This window comes from Streptomyces sp. 12E (assembly GCF_055633275.1).
The window spans coordinates 7,311,962-7,329,337 of sequence record NZ_JBVNCJ010000001.1 but is presented as its reverse complement, the minus strand read 5'-3'; the positions used below and the strand labels follow the sequence as shown (position 1 = coordinate 7,329,337).

The window sequence follows — 17,376 nt, the reverse complement described above, 5'->3', positions numbered from 1 at the left end:
GCCCGGAACATCGCCGGACAGACCGTACCGTCCGGCGTCTACCTCGAGCACACCGACGACAGAACAAACTCCGTACCCTCCCGCATCTGCATACAGGCGGACGGATCCAACGGCTACCGGCTCGACACCGATTTCACCAATCCTGACCACGCAGCACAACAGAACCGACGCCACCAAGGAGTCCAATGACCGACCTCACCGCCCTCACCAGGCTGTGCCCGCCCCCCGAGCAGGCCATGAGTATCCGCTGGGACACGGTCGAAGCCGGCCTCGGCATGCCGCTGCCGCAGGACTACAAGCAGCTCGCCGACCGGTACGGGCCCGGAGCCTTCAACGACTACCTCCACATCTTCCACCCCCACGGCGTGACCGAGTTCGTCAACCTCACCGGTCCCATGCCCGGCCGGATCCGCGCCCAACTGCGCAAGGACTACGACCAGGGCACGCATCCCGTCCCCCACGATCCGGGCAAGCTCTTCGCCTGCGGCTCCACCGACAACGGCGAGTACCTCTTCTGGATCACCGACCCCGCAACCGACCCCGACCGCTGGCACATCGCGGTCAACGAAGCCCGCGGTCCCCGCTGGTTCGCCTGCGCCGGAACCCTCACCGCCTTCCTCGTCCGCGTCCTCAGCGGACAGATCCAGGTCCCCCAGTTCCCACACAGCCTCCTCGACACCCCCGCCCGCTTCGCCCCCTCACGCCCCACCCCCTGGAAACCAGAACCCCCCTCCGACACCCAGCCCGTCGACACCGCAGCAATCCGCTCCTGGGCAAACGCCCACGGCTACAACGTGCCACCCCGAGGACGGATCCCCCGCGAAGTCCACGAAGCCTGGGAACGCGCCAACCGCCCCTGACAGACGGAAGGGACGTCACGTGGCTGAAGGGTGTCGAGCAAGTACTCCCCGAGTCGAGGAGATCCGGGATGATGAAGCATGCTCCCGGATGACTGGCACCTCACCCAAGACGTTGACGGCTTCCTCGCCCGAGCCGGGGGCTTCCTGCGGTCGCGCCCCGCTCTGCACAACACGCCGCTGACGGACATCGAGAAACTGCGGATACGCAGGCCGGACGCACACGGTCCCGTCAGCGCCGTCTTCGGCCGGCTGGAGGCCGGAGGCGAGGTCCACGCGGTCTTCTATCTCACTTCGCGCGGCCGCCTGGGCCTCACTCCCCTCTCCGTCGGGCAGACCGACTCCCTCGCCGCCCATCTGACTGTCCTCGGCCACTCGCCCGCCAGCGTCATCGCGGACCATGACACCGCCACCGCATTCGCCGACTCCTGGCAGCGGCACACGGGCGCGGCGCCAGTGCTCTTCTGGCGGACGCATCTCTACCGTCTCGGCACACTCACCCCGCCGCAGCCGTGCCCGGAGGGCCGGGGCCGTCTCACGGACGGGACAGACCGCGAACACGTCGTGCGCTGGTGCCGTGAGTTCTGCGTCGACGGCGGGGAGCAGTCCTCCATCGACTTGATCGACGCCGGCTCCTGGGACGACTCACGCTTCGGCGACCGGCACTTCATCTTCTGGGAGACCCCGGACGGCATCCCCGCCTCGATGGCAGCCGCGACCTCGGTCATCGGCGGCATGATCCGGATCGACCCCGTCTACACCCCGGCCCACCTCCGGGGCCGCGGCTACGCGGGCGCTGTGACGGTCGAGGCGAGCCGGGCAGCGCTGGCCGCGGGCGCGACGGACGTCGTCCTGTTCACGGACCCGGACAATCCCACCAGCAACGCCCTCTACCAGCGCATTGGGTACGTCCACGTCGCAGACTTCGCCGGGTACAAGTTCTCCTGAGGCGCACCACAGGCCGGGTGAGGGCGTGATCGGCGCAAACGCACCAGCCACGTACCGGCTGTGACCGCCGTGAAGCGGCTGACGAAAGCGGTGGCGGGCACTCCGATCAGCCTTCGGGTCGGTGACGCTCAATCCTGCTCACCGCCGTCGTCATCGTCATCGGTGTACGGGGCGGGTGTACGCCTCGCTGGCGGCGAGGACTCTGCCGACATCGTGCTGGGTGGCGGGGCGGCGGTTCTTCGAGCCAGGCGGCCGGCCCGGTGTCTGGTGCGGGCCTTGGCCGGTCATGTGCCGACCTTGGCGGTGTCGCCGTCGACGCGCGTGGTCTCGCGGGCGGCGGGTTCCGGGCGTCCCGAAGACGAGCAGCGCGCCGCACCGGGCAGAGCACCGCCGCAGCCGCACGGGCCTCCCTTCCCGCCTCTGTCCGTCCGGCGGCGGGCGCGGCGAAGAGCGCGCAGCGAGGCAAGGCCGCCGGGTTGGGAGGAGGTGCGCAACACTTGCCGCCTGCCCGGCTTTGCGGAGCCCGAGGCCCGTCGTCTCCGACGCGTTGCCGTAGGACTCGGACCGGGCCTTGGCCAACGAGATGCCGGTGGTAGAGGCCGATGTCGTGTCCGCCGCGCCCGCGCCGGGGGCGGGCCCTGAGCCAGTGGTCCTCGGTTTTCCGGGCGGAGGGGCAGCGCCAGATCCAGCAGGGCGTCGACGGTCTGGCCGTCCAGCTTGCCGTCGAGGTGGAGGGAGCGGCGCAGGAGGTCACCGACGTCCTTGGGCTCCGGTCCGAGACGTACGCGGGCGAGCAGACAAATTTCACCGAAGAGCACCGGCGTCCTGTCCGGTTCCCGCAGGATGTACCAGTCGAGGAGCGTGACGACGTCGCGCTGGATGTCCCCGAGGGAGATGCCGGTCCTGTACGTCTTCGCGGCCCGTCCGACCTCTTCGGCAAGGCTTCCGACGACCGCCTCGACCAGCGTGGTGCGCAGGGCCGCGACGGGGATGGAGCCGTCGGTGTTGTCGCTGAGGGCGACCGCGGGCCACCAGGCGAGCTGCGCGGCGGATGAGCTGTCCCGAGTTTCGTAGAGTCCGGTGATCTTGTTTCAGGCGGACTGTGGGGTGGCTTCCTGTTGTCGCCACCAGCCGCGTTCGTACTCGGCGGGCGGTACGCAGTCCAGGGCGGAGTGGAGCCGTTCCTCGTTGTACCAGGTGACCCACTGGAAGATCGCCCGCTCGACCTGGTCGACGTCCCGCCACGGTCCTTGCATCTCGATCAGCTCGGCCTTGAAGGTGCCGTTCAGCGCCTCGGCCATCGCGTTGTCGTAACTGTCCGCGACGGAGCCGACGGACGCGGCGACCCCGACCTCGGCGAGCCGGTCGGGGTAGCGAACCGACACATATCGCGATCTCCTGTCGCTGTGATGGACCAGCCCGGATTCCTTCTTGATCCGCCTCCTCCACAACGCCATTTCCAGGGCATCCAGCGGCAGTTCAGTCCGCATGTGGTTCGCGACCTGCCAGCCGACGATCATCCGCGAATACACATCCAGGACGAACGCCACATACGCCCAGCCGGACCATGTGCGGACATACGTCATGTCCGCCACCCACAGCTGGTCGGGGCGAGAGGCGGTGAAGTCGCGGTCGACCAGGTCCGGCGGTCTGGGTGCCGACGGCTCCGGCACCGTGGTGCGGCGACGCTGTCCGCGGATCACGCCCTCCGGGCCCAGCTCACGCATCAGCCGCTCGACGGTGCAGCGGGCCACGTCGACGCCCTTGCGTCGCAGCGCGCGGGTGATCCGGCGGACGCCATAGGTGCCGCCGGACTCGGCATGGACCTGTTCGATCAGCGGCATCAGCTGCTCGTCACGCAGCCGGCGAGCCGACTTCGGCCGCTTCCTGCGCGCGTAGTACGCCGACTCCGACAGCCCCAGCGCCCGGCAGGCGAACCCGACCCCGAGACCCTTGTCCCTGAGGTGCTCGATCACCTGGTCGGTCTCGTCCGGGGACGGTCGAGTTCGGCCGCAAAAAACGCGCTCGCGGCCTTGAGGATCTCATTCGCCCGCCGCAACTCCGCCACTTCTTTGCGGAGCTGCTTCAGCTCCTCGCGCTCGACGCTCGTCAGCCTGTTGTCGCGCTCGCCGGCGTCCGCCTCCGCTTGGCGGACCCAGCCGCGAAGGGCTTCCTTGTGGATGCCCAGGTCCTTGGCGACGTGCGCGATCGGTCGGCCGGTGGTGCGGACCTCACGAACGGCCCGCTCGCGGAGTTCGTCCGGGTATTCGCGTGGTGCTGGCACTGCTCGTGGTTCTCCTTCGGGCCAGGATCATAAGCCTGGCTTCAGGGACTCCACGAATCCGGGGTCAGCTCACTGGAGCCCGTCGGGGGTGGCGTGGCCGGCGTATTCGGCCAGCTGCCAGCCATTCTTTCGGCCGACCGGGCCGAGCAGACCACGAACGTAGTCGCGCGTCCGACGGCGTGGCTCCACACGGCCGAAACGATGGCCGACACGGAGGAAGAGGTCTGCGAGTCCGTCGTCCCAGGTCTCGGCTGCAGGCTCGTTGATCACGACGGGAGGCTGCCCCGGCCACTGCCGTTACCAGCGCCGGCTGCACACGATCGAGGGGCGGCCCCGTAAGGCCGCCCCTGACGGGCCACCGGCCCACCACACTCACCACACGCAGCCTCTGAGCAGGCAGAACGTCGAAGTCCTGCTGGAGTACTAGGAGGTCCTGCCGCTCGAGGGGATTTCGCCACGACCTGAGCCACACATCCGGACGTGGGTACGAAGCGTGCAGCCGTGGCCGCCAACATGCACGAGTTCGTCAGGCGTCGGCGAGAAGGGGATCATACGCGGTGTTCCTGCGGCGGCCGGACATGAAGGAAAGGAAGTCGCCCACGAAGGCGCTGCGGCCGTAGGCGCCGTCTGTGGTGGTGAGGTCGCGGTGGAAGGCGGTGCGGAAGAGCGCCCGGTGTTCGTCCGCGCTTATGGTCCCGCTGCCGTCCTTGTCGGTGGCGTCGAAGAGCACTTCGGCGACGCGGATGAGCGCGGGACCGGCGAGGGAGGGCACGGCGGCGGCGTACTCGTCGGCGCTGACACGGCCGTCACCGTCCGTGTCAAGGGCGGCCTGAAGCTCGCGCCACCAGGCGGCGAAGGCGTCGTAGAGCCGGGTCTCCTCGGGTTCGTCCAGGTCAAGGCGGGTGGCCAGTTCGCGTGCCATGGCGGCGAGGTCAGGCCAGTCGAGGTGGCCGTCGCCGGTCTGGTCCAGCACCTGCCGGAAGAACTCCTCCGCCGAGCGTCGGCCCTCTGCCGCCGCCGGGGTAGCAGGGGCCGGGTCGGGACTCGTGTCACCGCTCAGTGGTGTGAGGAGGCGGAGCAGGGCCGATGCCCGCTTCATGCGGGCGCGCAGCGCGGTCACGGCCCGGGCGCGGGGGTCGTCGCTGTCGGGCGAGAGGGAGAGGGCCTCGATGATGGATTCGGCATCGATCCAGCCCTCGGGCAGGAAACGGGTGAGCCCGGCGGCGAGGTAGGCGCCCTGCATGAGGGTCGGGGCGCCGGGCATCTCGGACAGGCCGGCCTTGCGCCGGTAGGGCTCGGGAAGCGAGGCGACGGTGATCGCGCCGAGGAGCGGACCGACGACGGCCCGGCCGACCGCCCACAGCGTCGGCGCGCCGTCGAGCAGTGCCGGGGCGGGCAAGTGGTCGAAGAGCCGGTAGAGAATGATGCGGGCCGCCTCGGTGTTCTCCAGCTCGTCCTCGACGACCCGGTCGAAGTACCGCCAGAAGTCGTTCAGGTCCTCGGGGAGTTCCCCGGCGTCGCCGTCGAGCGCGGCGAGGAAGGCGCGGTACTCGGCGTACATGCGCTCCATGGTGCCTTGGTCGAGCGGCTGACCGCTCAGTCGGCACATGGTGACGGCGCTCTCGTAGAGGGTGGCGACCACCCAGGCGCGAGTCGCGCGGTCCATGGCGTCGTAGGAGCGGCCGCGGGTGTCGGAGCCGCTCATGCGGGCGTGCAGCCTGTTGAGCCGGGCGGCCTCCCGTTCACGTACGGCTGGATCGGCGTTGAACATGCGCCGCATGCTGAGGAAGGTGTTGCGCAGCCGACGCCAGGGGTGGGCGACGAAGGTGGAGTTGTCGGCGAGGGCGGCGCCGATCTGCGGGTGGGCGGCCTCCAGCACGGTGGCGCGGATTATGGCCAGCGCCCAGCGCGGGTCGTCGAAGAAGGCGCGGAACTGTGATTCCGGGCCGAACAGGGGTGCCCTGTCGGACGTTCCCGTGGTTCCAGTCGTCATGACGGGTCTCCGTTCGTCTGGGGCGGCACGCCGCCGAAGCGGCGGTCACGGCGCCGGTAGGTGTGCAGGCAGGTGAGGAAGTCAGGGGCCCGGAAGTCCGGCCAGAGCACCTCGGGGAATACCCACTCGGCGTAGGCGACCTGCCAGAGCATGAAGTTGGAGATGCGCTGCTCGCCGGAGGTGCGGATGACGAGGTCGACGTCGGGGGTGTCGGGAAACGGCAGATGGTCCGCGAAGAGCCGCTCGGTCACCTCATCGGCGGGTGTCCCGTTGCGAATCAGCGACTTGGCGGCCTCGACGATGTCTCGGCGTCCGCCGTGGTCGAAGGCGACGGTGAGCGTCATCCCCTGGTTGTCGGCGGTCAGCGTCGCCAGATCGTCGAAGTCCTGGGCCAGCTCCCGGGGGATGCGCGGGTCGGCGGCCCCGAGAAAACGACAGCGGATGCCGCGGACGAGAAGCAGCGGTGCGTGCTTGCGCACAGCCCGGCGGACCAGGCGCATCAGGTAGTCGACCTCGGGGCCGGGGCGGTCCCAGTTCTCGGTGGAAAAGGCGTACAGGCTGAGCCACTCGATTCCGGCCGCCCGGGCCGCCTCGATGATGTCGATGACGGTGGTTTCGGCAGCCCGATGACCCGCCGTTCGTGGAAGCGAACGCCGTTGAGCCCAACGGCCGTTGCCGTCCATCACGCAGGCTACGTGCCGCGGCACCACACGCACCGGCCCATCGTCCCGCCGCTGATCGTTGCCGTATGGTCGCCCGCCCGCCCCGTCCCCCGTTGCCGTGCGTGCGCGATGGACGTCGTGATCCGTCACACCCAGCCCCGTCTCGCCCGGAGCGGCACGGTCGGCCCTGCCCCGCTCGGTCACGCCCACCCCATGTCACCCATACACACGCCCCACCGGAGCGTTCCTTCTAGGAGTCTGACGGCAGGGAAGGGTCCTGACCGGTCGAACGGGGGGGCGTCACCCTTGGCTCAGATGTCCGATTCCCTCGGTATCGGCAGGCGCGGACCTGACCCGCGTCGACCTGCCCGGCGCGGATATGCGCGATGCGAACCTGGTCACGGTGTTCATGGAAAACGCAGACCTGCGCAGCGCGGACTTGCTCGGCGTGGACCTGCGGAAAGCGAACCTGAGCGGCTCGGACCTGTCCGGCGCGGACCTGGACGGAGCGGGCCTGAGGCACGTGGACCTGACCGATGCGGACCTGTCCGGCGCGGAGCGGTAGCGCAACATCCCTCCGAGCGGGGCGGTAACGTCCGAATCGGGGCCCCGATGGCCCCATCATCCAGGCAGTCGGACAAAGCCTGGAAGCGTTACGTTCGTAACACTTCCCACCGCCTGCCTTACATACCTGGTTGGCGAGCTTCGGCTTTGACCTGCGTGGTCACGCCTGCGCCCCTGGACCCGTACTTCGCAGGTCGTTGATTCGTACGGTGTGACCGGTCCGGAAGCGTCCCGGGCCGGGAGTGCGGCGTCGGGTGGGGTGTGTCGATGACTTCCCGGTCCTCGCGGCCACAGTCTCAGCGTCAGCGCCTTGAAGTGGCGGTGATGTCCGTGGTGGAGAAGCGTCTGGGTGCTCTGCCTGTCGCTGCCGAGTCTCTGCGCCGGCTGGATGTCGCCGGAATCGTCGATGAGGTGTGTCCTGGTGGCGCGAGTGCGTTGGTGACGCACGGGCAGGTGATCGAGGCGCTGGTGGTCAACCGGCTGACGTCGCCCGCGCCGCTGGTGAGGGTGGAGGACTGGGCCAGGTGCTGGGCAGTGGAGGAGGTCTTCGGGATCGAGCCCGGCCTGCTCAACGATGACCGTCTGGCCAGGGCCCTGGATGCGATCACCTCCTCGACCTCCTTGACACCGGCATCGGACAAACCCGCTGGCCACAGACTTGCGGCTGAGCGCTTCAGCCTGCCTGTGAGCGCGAGAGTCGGCCCCCTGGGGGCATGTGCACCGCTCCGGTGTCGGGCGCGGGCAGACTACGCACATGCAGCTCCCCGCCGAAGCCGTAACCACCGCTGTGTTGCTGGAGGTCATAAGGATTTCCGAACTCCCGACAAAGCGGGGTGCCCCGTATCCCGGCAGGGCGGGCGCCCACTGGATCGGGAGCGAGGCAGCCGGCGTCCTGGCCTTGATCGAGAGCTTGCCCGGCAGCGAGCAGCACCGCTGCGGCTTCTCGCCGGGCTGGAGCGTCCGGGCGTACGCGGACACTCTCGACCTGGCGCTGTTCGAGGCGGCGTTCTGCTTCCACTGCCATGAAGTCCGCATGCGTGGAACCGCCGTGCCACCCGCACTGGCCACGCAGTTCTTCGACGCGGGTGCCCCGCAGGCGCACGCCCTCCTGACCCTTTTCCGAGAGGCAGCCCCGTAGCCGGTCGGCCCCAGTAACGACCTGAAACGGTGACCTGCGAAGTCCGGGCCCAGACAACGTGGGCCGCCTCTGTCGGCGGATAGACGAGCGCGCCCCGGACCGTACCAGTGTGGCTGAGCGCCACAGTTGGCCAGCTTGAGCGCGGTCGGCGGGGACGGCGGTCTACGCCTCCCGGGACGTCCGCCGCCCTCCCCGTCGGGAGGACGGACGCCGCCACCAGCAGTCCGGCCGCCAGCGCGCCCACCGCCGCCGCACGCCGCCACCGCTCCTTCTCCGTGGAAAGAGTCATGCCTCCCCCTGTCGTCCGCCGCGGTGCAGTGGTGTGGCAACGGCTCCCGCGGCCGACCGGTCGGCCGGGCCCTTGCGGGAGTTCCGGAACTGTCAGGAAGAACGGTTTCGAGGGTGCTTCGGTTCGCGGCGTGGTGCCGCGCACCGCACGGATCCGCCATCGCGCCCTCACCGTACGCACCCGCCCCCCGGGCGGCTCCTCCACGCGGCTCCGGAAGGCTTTCGTCCGCTTTTCCGGTTGCCTGTCGGAGCCCCGTCAAAAATAATGCGACGACGTGTGAACCCGCAGGTGAGGGCGTGCGTCCTACGAGATGGGCAGCGGCTTCGGCCGCTCACCGCCCGAACTGTAAAACTGGATGAAGGACATTCACATGAAGCGCTCGCTCAAGCGAGTCCTGGTCACGGCCGGCACGACCGCGGCTCTCGCGGTCAGCCTCCCCATCGGCAGCGCCGCCGCGATCAACACGGCGCCCTGCGGCAACCGGACCGACCTGGTCAAGATCGACTACAACAACGGGAGCTCGTCGGTCTGCTACGCCAACGCGGGCTCCGTGAGCGTCAACCTCCCCAACGCCTACCGGGTCTCGACGGGCAACAACGTCGTCACCTTCAGGACGAGCGCGGGCACCGTGGTCCTGGGGAAGTGGCAGACCAAGAGGGTGGTCGAAGCCGGTACGACCATCACCAGCGTGCAGATCTCCTGACGCGTCCACGCGTTCGGGAGACGGCGCCGGAAAAGCGGGGTCCCGCGGCTCAGGCCGCGGGACCCCGCTCCGCTTCCCCCCACCCGCCCACAGGGCCGGAAACAATCCCTCTGCCGGAAGTACGGCGACGCGGCCGACCTCGTCGGCCCGCCGTCCCTGTGCCGCCTCGCCCAGCGGTCCAGGGCGCACGGCTTCTCGGAGATCCTCGGTCCGGGCTGCCCCGGCCACAACGACCACACCCACGTGGCCTTCGACCCGTCGCCGTACTGGTCGGCTCCCACCTGCGGCATCTGCTCCACCGAGGACGAACAGGGGCGGGCCCGTCCTCCCATGAGCCTCACGACGCCGGCCCGTAGGTCACCGAAGGCGTCAACACGAAGACCGGGCTCCTCAACGGCCGGGCCCGCCCGCTGATCCGGCGGGCTGCGCCGGATCAGCGGGATGACAGCCCCGTGGCTCCTCCGTCCTACCGGGCGAACCGTACGGGCAGGCTGCGCGGACCGCGGATCATCATTCCCGGGCGCCAGGTGATCGCCGTCGGGTGGACGTCCAGGGCCAGGTCCGGGCAGCGTTCCAGCAGCGTCCGCAGGGCGATGCGCGCCTCCAGCCGGGCCAGCGGCGCACCCAGGCAGTGGTGGATGCCGTGGCCGAACGCCACATGGCCGCGGGCGTCACGGAGGATGTCGAAGCGATCGGGCTCGGGGAAGCGTTCGGGGTCGCGGTTTGCATCGGCCATGGCGACGAGGACGAGTTCGCCCCCTCCGGGGATGACCGTGTCGCCGATCGTCACCGGTTCGGTGGTGAAGCGGAACGTGGGGGTCTCCAGCGGTCCCTCGTAGCGCAGCGCCTCCTCGACGGCTGCGTCGACGAGGGAGAGGTCCGCGCGCAGAGCGGCCAGTTGCTCGGAGTGGGTCAGCAGGGCGAGGACGGCGTTGGATATGAGGTTCACGGTGGTCTCGTGGCCGGCCACGAGCAGCAGCCAGGCCATGCCGAGGAGTTCCTCGTGGGAGAGCCTGTCGCCGTTGTCGTCCGAGTTGTGGATCAGTCCGCTCATGAGATCGTCACCGGGCTGCCGCCGCTTGCGCTCCACCAGCTCCACCAGGTAACGCGCCATCGACTTCGCCGCGGCCTGACGCAGTTCGGGGTCGGCCGCGCCGAGTGCGTCGTTCGACCACGCCCTGAAGGATTCCCGGTCCAGGTCCGGCACGCCCAGAAGTTCGCAGATCACGGAGATGGGCAGCGGGAAGGACAGCGCCTCGACGAGGTCGACGCGCCCGCCGGGGGCGGCGAGCATCCTGTCCAGGAGCGTGTCCGTCGTCTCCTGGATGCGCGGGGCGAGCTCCTCGACGCGGCGCGTGGTGAACTCCCGGGCGACCAGCTTGCGTAGCCGGGTGTGGTCCGGCGGGTCGGCCCTGAGCATATGCGTGCCGGGGGATATGACGCCGAGGGGGAGGGAGGGCGAGGCCTTGCTCCAGTCCTTGGAGAGTCTCTGGTCCGCGAGGGCAGCGCGCCCGGCCTCGTATCCGACGACGAGCCAGGCCTCCGCGCCTCCTTCCGGCATGCGGATGCGGTGCACCGGGCCCTGCGACCGCAGTCGGGCGTAGACGGGGTAGGGGTCGCGGGTGAAGGACTCGCCGAGCGCCGCGAGGTCGACCACGCTCATGGGAATACCACCTAACTGGTTCCGGGAAAAGGAGTTGTGCGCCGTAGTGACCCGGGCGCGAACGTCATGGCGACGCGGAGGCGGCAGGGGAAGGGGTCACCCGGGAAGCGGCCGACGGTTGTCGTCCACCGGCGTGTGCGGCGCGGTGGAGGAACGCGTTTCGGCCGGGCCGTGGGCGTCGTGCACGCCGGATGCCGCCGGCTCATGGTTCCGGCAATGGTCCGCCCCCTCGGATCAACACCTGACCGCCCACCGACTGTAGCTCCTGTCGCCGCTGAAGGCAGGCGAATATCGGGCGGGCGGAAGGCGGTGGACGCGTCGGTGCGACCGGTCGGGTGTCAGTTTCCTTACGGGAGCGGCCGGCAGGCCTCGTACTGGCCTCCCACCGTCAGCCCGTAGGTCAGTGTGCGGTGACTGGCGCCGTGCACGCCGCGCTGTTCGTAGGCCGTGCAGGAGCGGTGGGCGGCGTCGTTCCACTCCTCGAAGATGACGACGTGGCGGGTGTTGTTGTCGCCGGTGGCGTCGATGACGAGGTCTCCGGGCTGGAGTTAGCCCCTCGCAAGAGGGCGGGAGAGCCTGCGGTCGGCCGACCCCACGTGTTGGTGCCGGCGTCCGTCGTCGACGGTGAGCCAGGTCGCGGCGCGGGCGGGGACGCGGCGCGGGCGGGGTCGCCCGACGGTGACCCGCCGGGGGTGACGGGCCGTCGGTGGCCTCCTCCGGCGTGAGCGCAGGAGGCCACCGGCAGCGTCACATGCTCAGCGTCTGGTCCACAGGTTCCAGAAGAAGGCGCCCCCGGCGCGCTGGTAGCGGTCCCAGTGACCGCGGTCGATGCCCTGCTGGCCCGCGGTCTGACATCCGCCCAGGGGCATGTACTTGCCATGCCGGATACGGCGACGGCCGGCGCCGCCGCTGACATCACCGCGACTTCAGGGTCCGACAGGAACAGGAGCTCTTCCAGACGCAGCAGCACTTCGTTCGCGGCCGCGAACTCTCGGGCACGACAAGGCAGCCACGGGGCATTTCAAGACGATCGAGCGAGGGCCAACATGGAGATCAACAGTCACGGAGCGAGAATGCTCCACAGAAGTTGAGCCAGAACCCACTACTGCTCGATAGAGCCGGAAGCCTACGCCACCCCTTGAACCCGTCCACTGCACCCCCGGGACTGCGGAGCCTGCGCCCCCGTGGGGCTGGTTGTCCGTGGCGCTGTCACGTCACCGCGGGTCGCTGCTCCCGGAAGGAAACGCCGCGTACAGAGCTTCGGCATGCACCACGTCCCATTGGCTGATCAGCAGGCGCTCCACCCCACCGTCGTGCCGGCGCAGTTCGATTTCCTGTCCTTTGTCGAACTCCACTCGCGCCTGCGGGTTCCTGCAGACCGCCTCGGCCTCGCCGCGCATCATCTCGAACCAGATGCCGCGTATGGCGTACTGGAGGTCATTGCCTCGGTGGCGCAGTACTCGTACCCGACGGTCGGTCAACAGAAGTGAAGCGCGTCGCGGGATCAGGCCCCACAGCGTGCGTCCGTATGTCACCGCACAGCCGGCTGTCATCCGCTCACCCTTGGGAACCCACTGGGTCAAGCGTTCGCGGTCCACCGACCACTTGGCCGCTTCCACCTTCATCCCTTCGTCTTCCGCACGACAGCGTCACTGTTCGGTGCTCGTCTGCCCTGGAGCAGCACAAGGGAGCGGGCTGGCCGAGGTGGTCAGGAAGATGGGCGGCCGGTGATGGCCGGCAGGGTCGTTGTCCTGATCCGGCGGTAGGTCCTGAAGCCGTGCACGGTCAATGCCGTCCAGATGACGGTACTGACCAAAGGCCACCACAGGTCCCAGCCCTGCTCGCCCCGAATGAGATTGACGACCCAGTTCACCGCCCAGCTGACCGTAAGGACAAGGGCCGCCCACCTGGCCCACCGCCAGATCCGCATCGTTCCTCGGGCACGGGTTTCCTGGGAGTTCTGCTCGTCTTGCCGAAGTCGTGTGCCATCCATGACTATCCGCCTACCCCCTCCCCGTCCCTTGCCTCCCGGCCCCTGGAAGAGGACCGAAAACGGACGGCCTCACCGGCTTCAGAGATGCTCAAGGGGTGGTCCGGGGAGGGGCCGGCTTGCAGCCAGATGCTGAGGCGCGGGAACGGGACCCGGGCCGCGGGTGGTTGCCTTACCGGCAGTGGGTCAGGCATGCGCGTGGCGCGGTTCAGCCGTCCTCCGTGATGCGGCGTGATGCGCGGGCCGTCGCGAGCCTGCGAGCTGGAGGCGCTGCAGCCACAGGGAGGCTGTGAGCAGGAGGGCGCTGAAGACGGTCAGGAGGAGGGCGGACACCCACATCTGCGGGCTTCCGGGCAACTGCCAGGCGGTCCAGGCGGCCAGTACCGCCCACAGCAGGACGCCCCCTGCGTAGAAGGCGCGGACCCGGCGCAGCTGCCGCACGGCCCGCGAGGACGTGACGCGATCAGTTGTGGATACCATGGCGCCCCGTGTACCCCCGTGCACGCTGTTCAACGGAGCGGGTTGATCGGGTTCTCCCTCCGGCCGCCCCTCATGCTTGCTGCTGGGTGCGTCCTTCGAAGTCGCGTCGTACTGCCGCGCTTTGGTCCTCGACCAGTCCCGCACCGCCGGGTGGATCCAGGACGGCGCCGCAGTGACTGCACAGTTTGCCGTCCCCGGCCGGCGTGCCGCACGCCTTGCAGAACCGGTTGCCCTCGCCGTTTTCGATCCTTGTGTCATGGCTCTCCCTGCAGGGGGACGGTGAGCCCCTTCCGACCTGACGGGTGGTTGGGCCGTCGCCCCAGTGGCGGGCGTGAAGGAAGCTCCTGGTAGACGGGGCCGCGACCAAGATCGCCAGTCCGCCAGGGGCTCTCGTGCCTGCCTATCCGTCTGCTGTCGATCCGTCCAGCCGCACCCTGCAGCGTCTTGCCGGTCTCCTGGCGGATCACCGGCCTCAGATTGGCTCCCGCTGGCGCCGCCTCACCTGTGGTCAGCAGGCCCTGCTCGTTCTGGCGCACTTGTGCTGCGGTGACCCCTACGCCCGCCTCGCGGCGGGTTTCCAGATCGGGATCGCGACGGTCTATCGCCACATGAGCAAGGCCGTCATTCTCCTGGCCCCTCGCTCCGACGCTTGAGCGGGCCATGGAGACGGCCTACAGGAAGGCGTACGCCATTCTCGACGGCACCCTCCTGCTGATCGACCGCATCGCCGCCGATCGCCCGTACCGCTCAGGGAAGAAGAGGCATCACGGCATGAACGTTCAGGTTCTTGCCGTCGACGGTCACGTAATTCCCCGCCTCGGGCGGGTTCGGCGTCAGGTAATTCCCCACCCTCGCGTTCGGGCTTCCCGCGGGGACGGCGGTCGCGAACGGCGGGCTCGGACTGCTTTTGAAGCTGGTCTATCCGTGCAGCCAGACCCGCAGTGGACCGACCGGCTCGAAGCCGTGGCGGACGGCGGCCGCCAGGTCGTCGCCGTGTTCGTAGCCCACCACCGGCAGAGTGGGGAACAGCCAGTGCACCGCGTCCAGTACGACCGGCCAAGCCGCGTCAGGACCGCCGTCCGATGCGAAGACGTTGGAGAGTCCGACCACATGGTCGCTGCGGCTCGCCACCGCCCCGGCGACCACCCGGCCGCTGGCGGACCGTCCGGCGAGCACGAAGGTGGCCGGGTCATCGAGCAGTTCGGGCCGGAAGAGGTCTGCGTTGCCGTCTCCGTCGTCCCAGGCCAGCGCCCAGGCGCGCAGTGTGTCCGGATCGCCCGCCACATCCCAGGCAAGAGCCGGCGCGACAGCGGACGTGCTCGCCGGGCGGTGGATCCACTGCGCCTCGAACAGGACGTGGAAGCCGGCCTCGCTCAGGTCGAGGTCGGCGAAGCTGTCCTTGACGGAGGCGTTCGGCGTGGTGGTGTCGATCCGCGCCGCCAGCGCGGCCGGGTCGGTTCCCGGCACGAGTGTCACCGCGTCGGGGTAGTACCGCGGCGTGCGGGCCGGGGCGGTCCAAGCCTGCAGGCCGAACTCGCTCGCCAGGCCGTGCGATCGGCTCATCGCTGCGCACCACTCGGCATTGTTGCGGGCGGCGGCCTGGACCATGAGCTGTCTTGACGTCGTCACACATGCGGATCATGGCCTGTCCCAGGCCGGTGGTCGAACGCTTTTCCGCGCCCTACAGGAGGGCCTCCCCCGAAGACCCGTCGGCCGGTTCCAGGCGAATCATGTGATCGTCCAGCACTGCCGACGGTCAAACCTTCTCCGTCTTGGGCGGTTTGAGTGTGATGCCATTTGCATCCTGAATTCCGCCTATTGACCATAGGTAGCGCGGAGTCCGGGATCGAGGGGCCTGGTCGTCGCGGAGCTGTCCGTGTTCCTCGCCCCATGGTTCGGCAGGCCGATGGACAGTCCGGACGGCAAGGAGAACGTTCGTCGTGGTCGACATCACCGAGGTCTACGTCCATGGGTACCGCGGGTGATCGGCGTCGACGACTTCGCCCTCAAGCGCCGGCACCGCTACGCCACCGTGATCATCGGCGCCAGGACCGGCGAGCGGATCGACGTCCTGCCCGACCGCACCGCCCCGACCCGGGTCACCTGGCTGCGCGAGCATCCCGGAGTCGAGTACGTGTGCCGGGACGGCTCCGCCACCTACGCCGAGGCGATCCGCCAGGCTCCGCCCGAAGCGGTACAGGTCAGCGACCGGTGGCGCCTCTGGTCCAACCTCTGCGGCAAGGTCCTGGCCGAAGTCCGCTCCCACGCGGCCTGCCGGGCAACCGCCGTGAACCCCGCCCGGTCCGGAGGCGTACGCGAACAGACCACCCGCGAGCGGTGGCAGCGCGTCCACTACCTGCCCGGCCAGGGCATCGGCCTGCTCGAATGCGCCCGCCGCCTCGATGCCGCCCTGAACACCGTCAAGCGGTACTCCCGCATGAAGGAGCCCACCGGGGACCGCCGCGCACCTCGCTGCAAGCCCACGCTTGTCGACCCCTACCGCGGCCACCTGCGCACCCGCCGCGCCGCGGACCCGGCCGTCCCCGTCCTCCAGCTCTTCCGGGGGATCAAGGAGTTGGGCTACACCGGCAGCCTCAACCTGCTCCGCCGCTACATCACCCGGGGTCGCGTCGAGGGCGACAAGCCGGTCACCGCCCCGCAGCGCTTCGCCCGTCTCCTGCTCACACGCCCGGAGAACCTGCGCGACAAGGCACCGCGCTACTGCGGGAACTCATCGGAACCTGCCCCGAAATGACCGAACTCGCCTTCTTCACCGGCAAGTTCGCCCAGCTACTGACCCCGGCGGAGGGCAACGACGCCAAGCTCACCAACTGGATCACTGCGGTTCGCACCGCTGACTTGCCCCACCTGCACTCCTTCGTGAACGGCCTCGAGCTCGACCGCGCCGCCGTCGACGCCGGTCTCACCCTCCCCTACCACAACGGCCGCACCGGGGGCGTCAACACACGAACCAAACGGATCATGAGGCAGACGCATGGCGGAGCCGAGTCCCCCCTGCTCCGCCCCCATCCTCCTCCAGTGATCACTGCACAGCGCTACCGCCGATCACGGGACAGAGCCGAACGTCTTACGGTCCCGCCGGCTCGCCGGCTGATACGACGTTCAGGACAGTGTCCGCGAGCGGGCATGGATGGCTCCACTGATGATCCGCACCGCGCGGTCGACACTCCGCGCCGTGGCCTCGGAGGACGCCTGCTCGGACTCGTAAATGAATGCTGTGGCGCCGCGCCGACTGCCGCAGTAGTCGACGATCCCGTGCTCGATCTGCGTCCGCAGCGCTTCCTCGTACCCGTGGCGCTCGTATGCGCCGGAGTCGTCGCCGGCGATGGGCAGGAGATGCGTGGTGAGTGCCTGAAGTTTCGGTCGCAGGCCTGAAGTCGGGGAGTGCTCGAAGGCCCAGCCGTTGACAAAGACACGGTCTATCCACCCCTTCAGCAGCGCAGGCATCGACCACCAATACACGGGGAAGATCAGTACGAGATCGGTGGCACGCTCGAGACGACGGTGCTCACTGACGATGTCGGCCGGATAGTCGCCGCCCTCGTGGTACGCCCGGCGGTCTTCCAGGGTGAACGCGGGGTCGAACCGCTCCTTGGACAGGTCGGCGGCCTCGACTGACATGGGATGGAGTGCCGCCTCGAGTTTTTCCAGTACGTGATGCGTCAGGGACCGGGGGTCGGGGTTCGTGGCGACCAGCAGGGTGTGCATCGACAGCTCCGCCTCCTCAGGAACAACCTACTATCAGTAGCCTACTACTAGTAGGTTACTGGTGGATGAGAGACTG

At 69.1% G+C, this 17,376-nt stretch carries 15 protein-coding genes and 5 pseudogenes; 10 read left to right on the top strand and 10 right to left on the bottom strand.

Annotated elements, in window-relative coordinates; all coding sequences use genetic code 11:
• Window positions 1-185: 185 nt before the first annotated feature.
• From ACZ8ZB_RS33605 to ACZ8ZB_RS33595, 3 genes are all read left to right on the top strand, one after another.
• Complete coding sequence (locus tag ACZ8ZB_RS33605; RefSeq protein WP_470741328.1) at window positions 186-860, top strand: SMI1/KNR4 family protein; 675 nt, start codon at window positions 186-188, stop codon at window positions 858-860.
• 78 nt (window positions 861-938) lie between these two features.
• Window positions 939-1,805 (top strand): GNAT family N-acetyltransferase, encoded by an 867-nt coding sequence (locus tag ACZ8ZB_RS33600; protein ID WP_470741327.1) that lies wholly within the window; start codon window positions 939-941, stop codon window positions 1,803-1,805.
• Between the two features lie 602 nt (window positions 1,806-2,407).
• On the top strand, window positions 2,408-2,860 hold the full coding sequence (locus tag ACZ8ZB_RS33595) for a hypothetical protein (RefSeq protein WP_470741326.1): 453 nt from the start codon (window positions 2,408-2,410) through the stop codon (window positions 2,858-2,860).
• A 36-nt stretch (window positions 2,861-2,896) separates the two neighbouring features.
• Here ACZ8ZB_RS33595 and ACZ8ZB_RS33590 read toward each other — a convergent pair.
• From ACZ8ZB_RS33590 to uppS, 4 genes and pseudogenes are all read right to left on the bottom strand, one after another.
• Window positions 2,897-4,089 (bottom strand): IS3 family transposase gene (locus ACZ8ZB_RS33590; RefSeq protein WP_470741325.1). Its coding sequence is split into 2 segments (ribosomal slippage): window positions 2,897-3,795 and window positions 3,795-4,089, totalling 1,194 coding nucleotides; the frame shifts between segments, so codons are not numbered across the junction.
• A gap of 72 nt (window positions 4,090-4,161) precedes the next feature.
• A pseudogene (locus ACZ8ZB_RS33585) lies at window positions 4,162-4,356 on the bottom strand (IS701 family transposase); the annotation flags it as partial.
• Between the two features lie 259 nt (window positions 4,357-4,615).
• A complete protein-coding gene (locus ACZ8ZB_RS33580) occupies window positions 4,616-6,082 on the bottom strand; it encodes an oxygenase MpaB family protein (RefSeq protein WP_470741324.1) in 1,467 nt (488 codons plus the stop codon).
• On the bottom strand, window positions 6,079-6,798 hold the full coding sequence (gene uppS / locus ACZ8ZB_RS33575) for a polyprenyl diphosphate synthase (RefSeq protein ID WP_470741649.1): 720 nt from the start codon (window positions 6,796-6,798) through the stop codon (window positions 6,079-6,081). Before uppS ends, ACZ8ZB_RS33580 begins: the two co-directional genes overlap by 4 nt.
• A 223-nt stretch (window positions 6,799-7,021) precedes the next feature.
• Between uppS and ACZ8ZB_RS33570 the strand changes: the two genes are divergently transcribed.
• The 5 genes and pseudogenes from ACZ8ZB_RS33570 to ACZ8ZB_RS33550 all read left to right on the top strand — a co-directional run.
• Entirely contained in the window at window positions 7,022-7,309 is a 288-nt protein-coding gene (locus ACZ8ZB_RS33570) for a pentapeptide repeat-containing protein (protein WP_470741648.1), read from the top strand.
• A 266-nt stretch (window positions 7,310-7,575) separates the two neighbouring features.
• Window positions 7,576-7,908 (top strand): annotated as a pseudogene (locus ACZ8ZB_RS33565) (DUF4277 domain-containing protein); the annotation flags it as partial.
• Between the two features lie 298 nt (window positions 7,909-8,206).
• The gene (locus ACZ8ZB_RS33560; RefSeq protein ID WP_470741323.1) at window positions 8,207-8,446 is read left to right on the top strand and encodes a hypothetical protein; all 240 of its coding nucleotides are present in this window, start codon (window positions 8,207-8,209) and stop codon (window positions 8,444-8,446) included.
• Window positions 8,447-9,105: 659 nt separating this feature from the next.
• Entirely contained in the window at window positions 9,106-9,438 is a 333-nt protein-coding gene (locus ACZ8ZB_RS33555; protein ID WP_470741322.1) for a beta/gamma crystallin domain-containing protein, read from the top strand.
• Between the two features lie 120 nt (window positions 9,439-9,558).
• Window positions 9,559-9,729 (top strand): annotated as a pseudogene (locus ACZ8ZB_RS33550) (M15 family metallopeptidase domain-containing protein); the annotation flags it as partial.
• 175 nt (window positions 9,730-9,904) lie between these two features.
• Here ACZ8ZB_RS33550 and ACZ8ZB_RS33545 read toward each other — a convergent pair.
• From ACZ8ZB_RS33545 to ACZ8ZB_RS33530, 4 genes are all read right to left on the bottom strand, one after another.
• Window positions 9,905-11,101: a cytochrome P450 family protein gene (locus ACZ8ZB_RS33545; RefSeq protein WP_470741321.1), complete on the bottom strand. Its 1,197-nt coding sequence runs from the start codon at window positions 11,099-11,101 to the stop codon at window positions 9,905-9,907.
• Window positions 11,102-12,315: 1,214 nt separating this feature from the next.
• Window positions 12,316-12,726, bottom strand: a complete 411-nt coding sequence (locus ACZ8ZB_RS33540; protein ID WP_470741320.1) for a hypothetical protein — start codon at window positions 12,724-12,726, stop codon at window positions 12,316-12,318.
• An 83-nt stretch (window positions 12,727-12,809) separates the two neighbouring features.
• Window positions 12,810-12,974: a hypothetical protein gene (locus ACZ8ZB_RS33535; RefSeq protein ID WP_470741319.1), complete on the bottom strand. Its 165-nt coding sequence runs from the start codon at window positions 12,972-12,974 to the stop codon at window positions 12,810-12,812.
• A 303-nt stretch (window positions 12,975-13,277) separates the two neighbouring features.
• Window positions 13,278-13,571, bottom strand: coding sequence for a hypothetical protein (locus ACZ8ZB_RS33530; RefSeq protein ID WP_470741318.1), 294 nt, complete (start codon window positions 13,569-13,571; stop codon window positions 13,278-13,280).
• 392 nt (window positions 13,572-13,963) lie between these two features.
• Between ACZ8ZB_RS33530 and ACZ8ZB_RS33525 the strand changes: the two are divergent.
• Window positions 13,964-14,363: pseudogene (locus tag ACZ8ZB_RS33525) on the top strand (transposase family protein); the annotation flags it as partial.
• Between the two features lie 126 nt (window positions 14,364-14,489).
• Here the strand turns inward: ACZ8ZB_RS33525 and ACZ8ZB_RS33520 are convergent.
• Window positions 14,490-15,134: a hypothetical protein gene (locus ACZ8ZB_RS33520; protein ID WP_470741647.1), complete on the bottom strand. Its 645-nt coding sequence runs from the start codon at window positions 15,132-15,134 to the stop codon at window positions 14,490-14,492.
• Window positions 15,135-15,546: 412 nt separating this feature from the next.
• Here ACZ8ZB_RS33520 and ACZ8ZB_RS33515 point away from each other — a divergent pair.
• Window positions 15,547-16,595: pseudogene (locus ACZ8ZB_RS33515) on the top strand (ISL3 family transposase); the annotation flags it as partial.
• Between the two features lie 99 nt (window positions 16,596-16,694).
• On the opposite strand, the gene ACZ8ZB_RS33510 reads toward ACZ8ZB_RS33515, so the two are convergent.
• Window positions 16,695-17,300: an NAD(P)H-dependent oxidoreductase gene (locus ACZ8ZB_RS33510; RefSeq protein ID WP_470741317.1), complete on the bottom strand. Its 606-nt coding sequence runs from the start codon at window positions 17,298-17,300 to the stop codon at window positions 16,695-16,697.
• Window positions 17,301-17,376 lie beyond the last annotated feature (76 nt).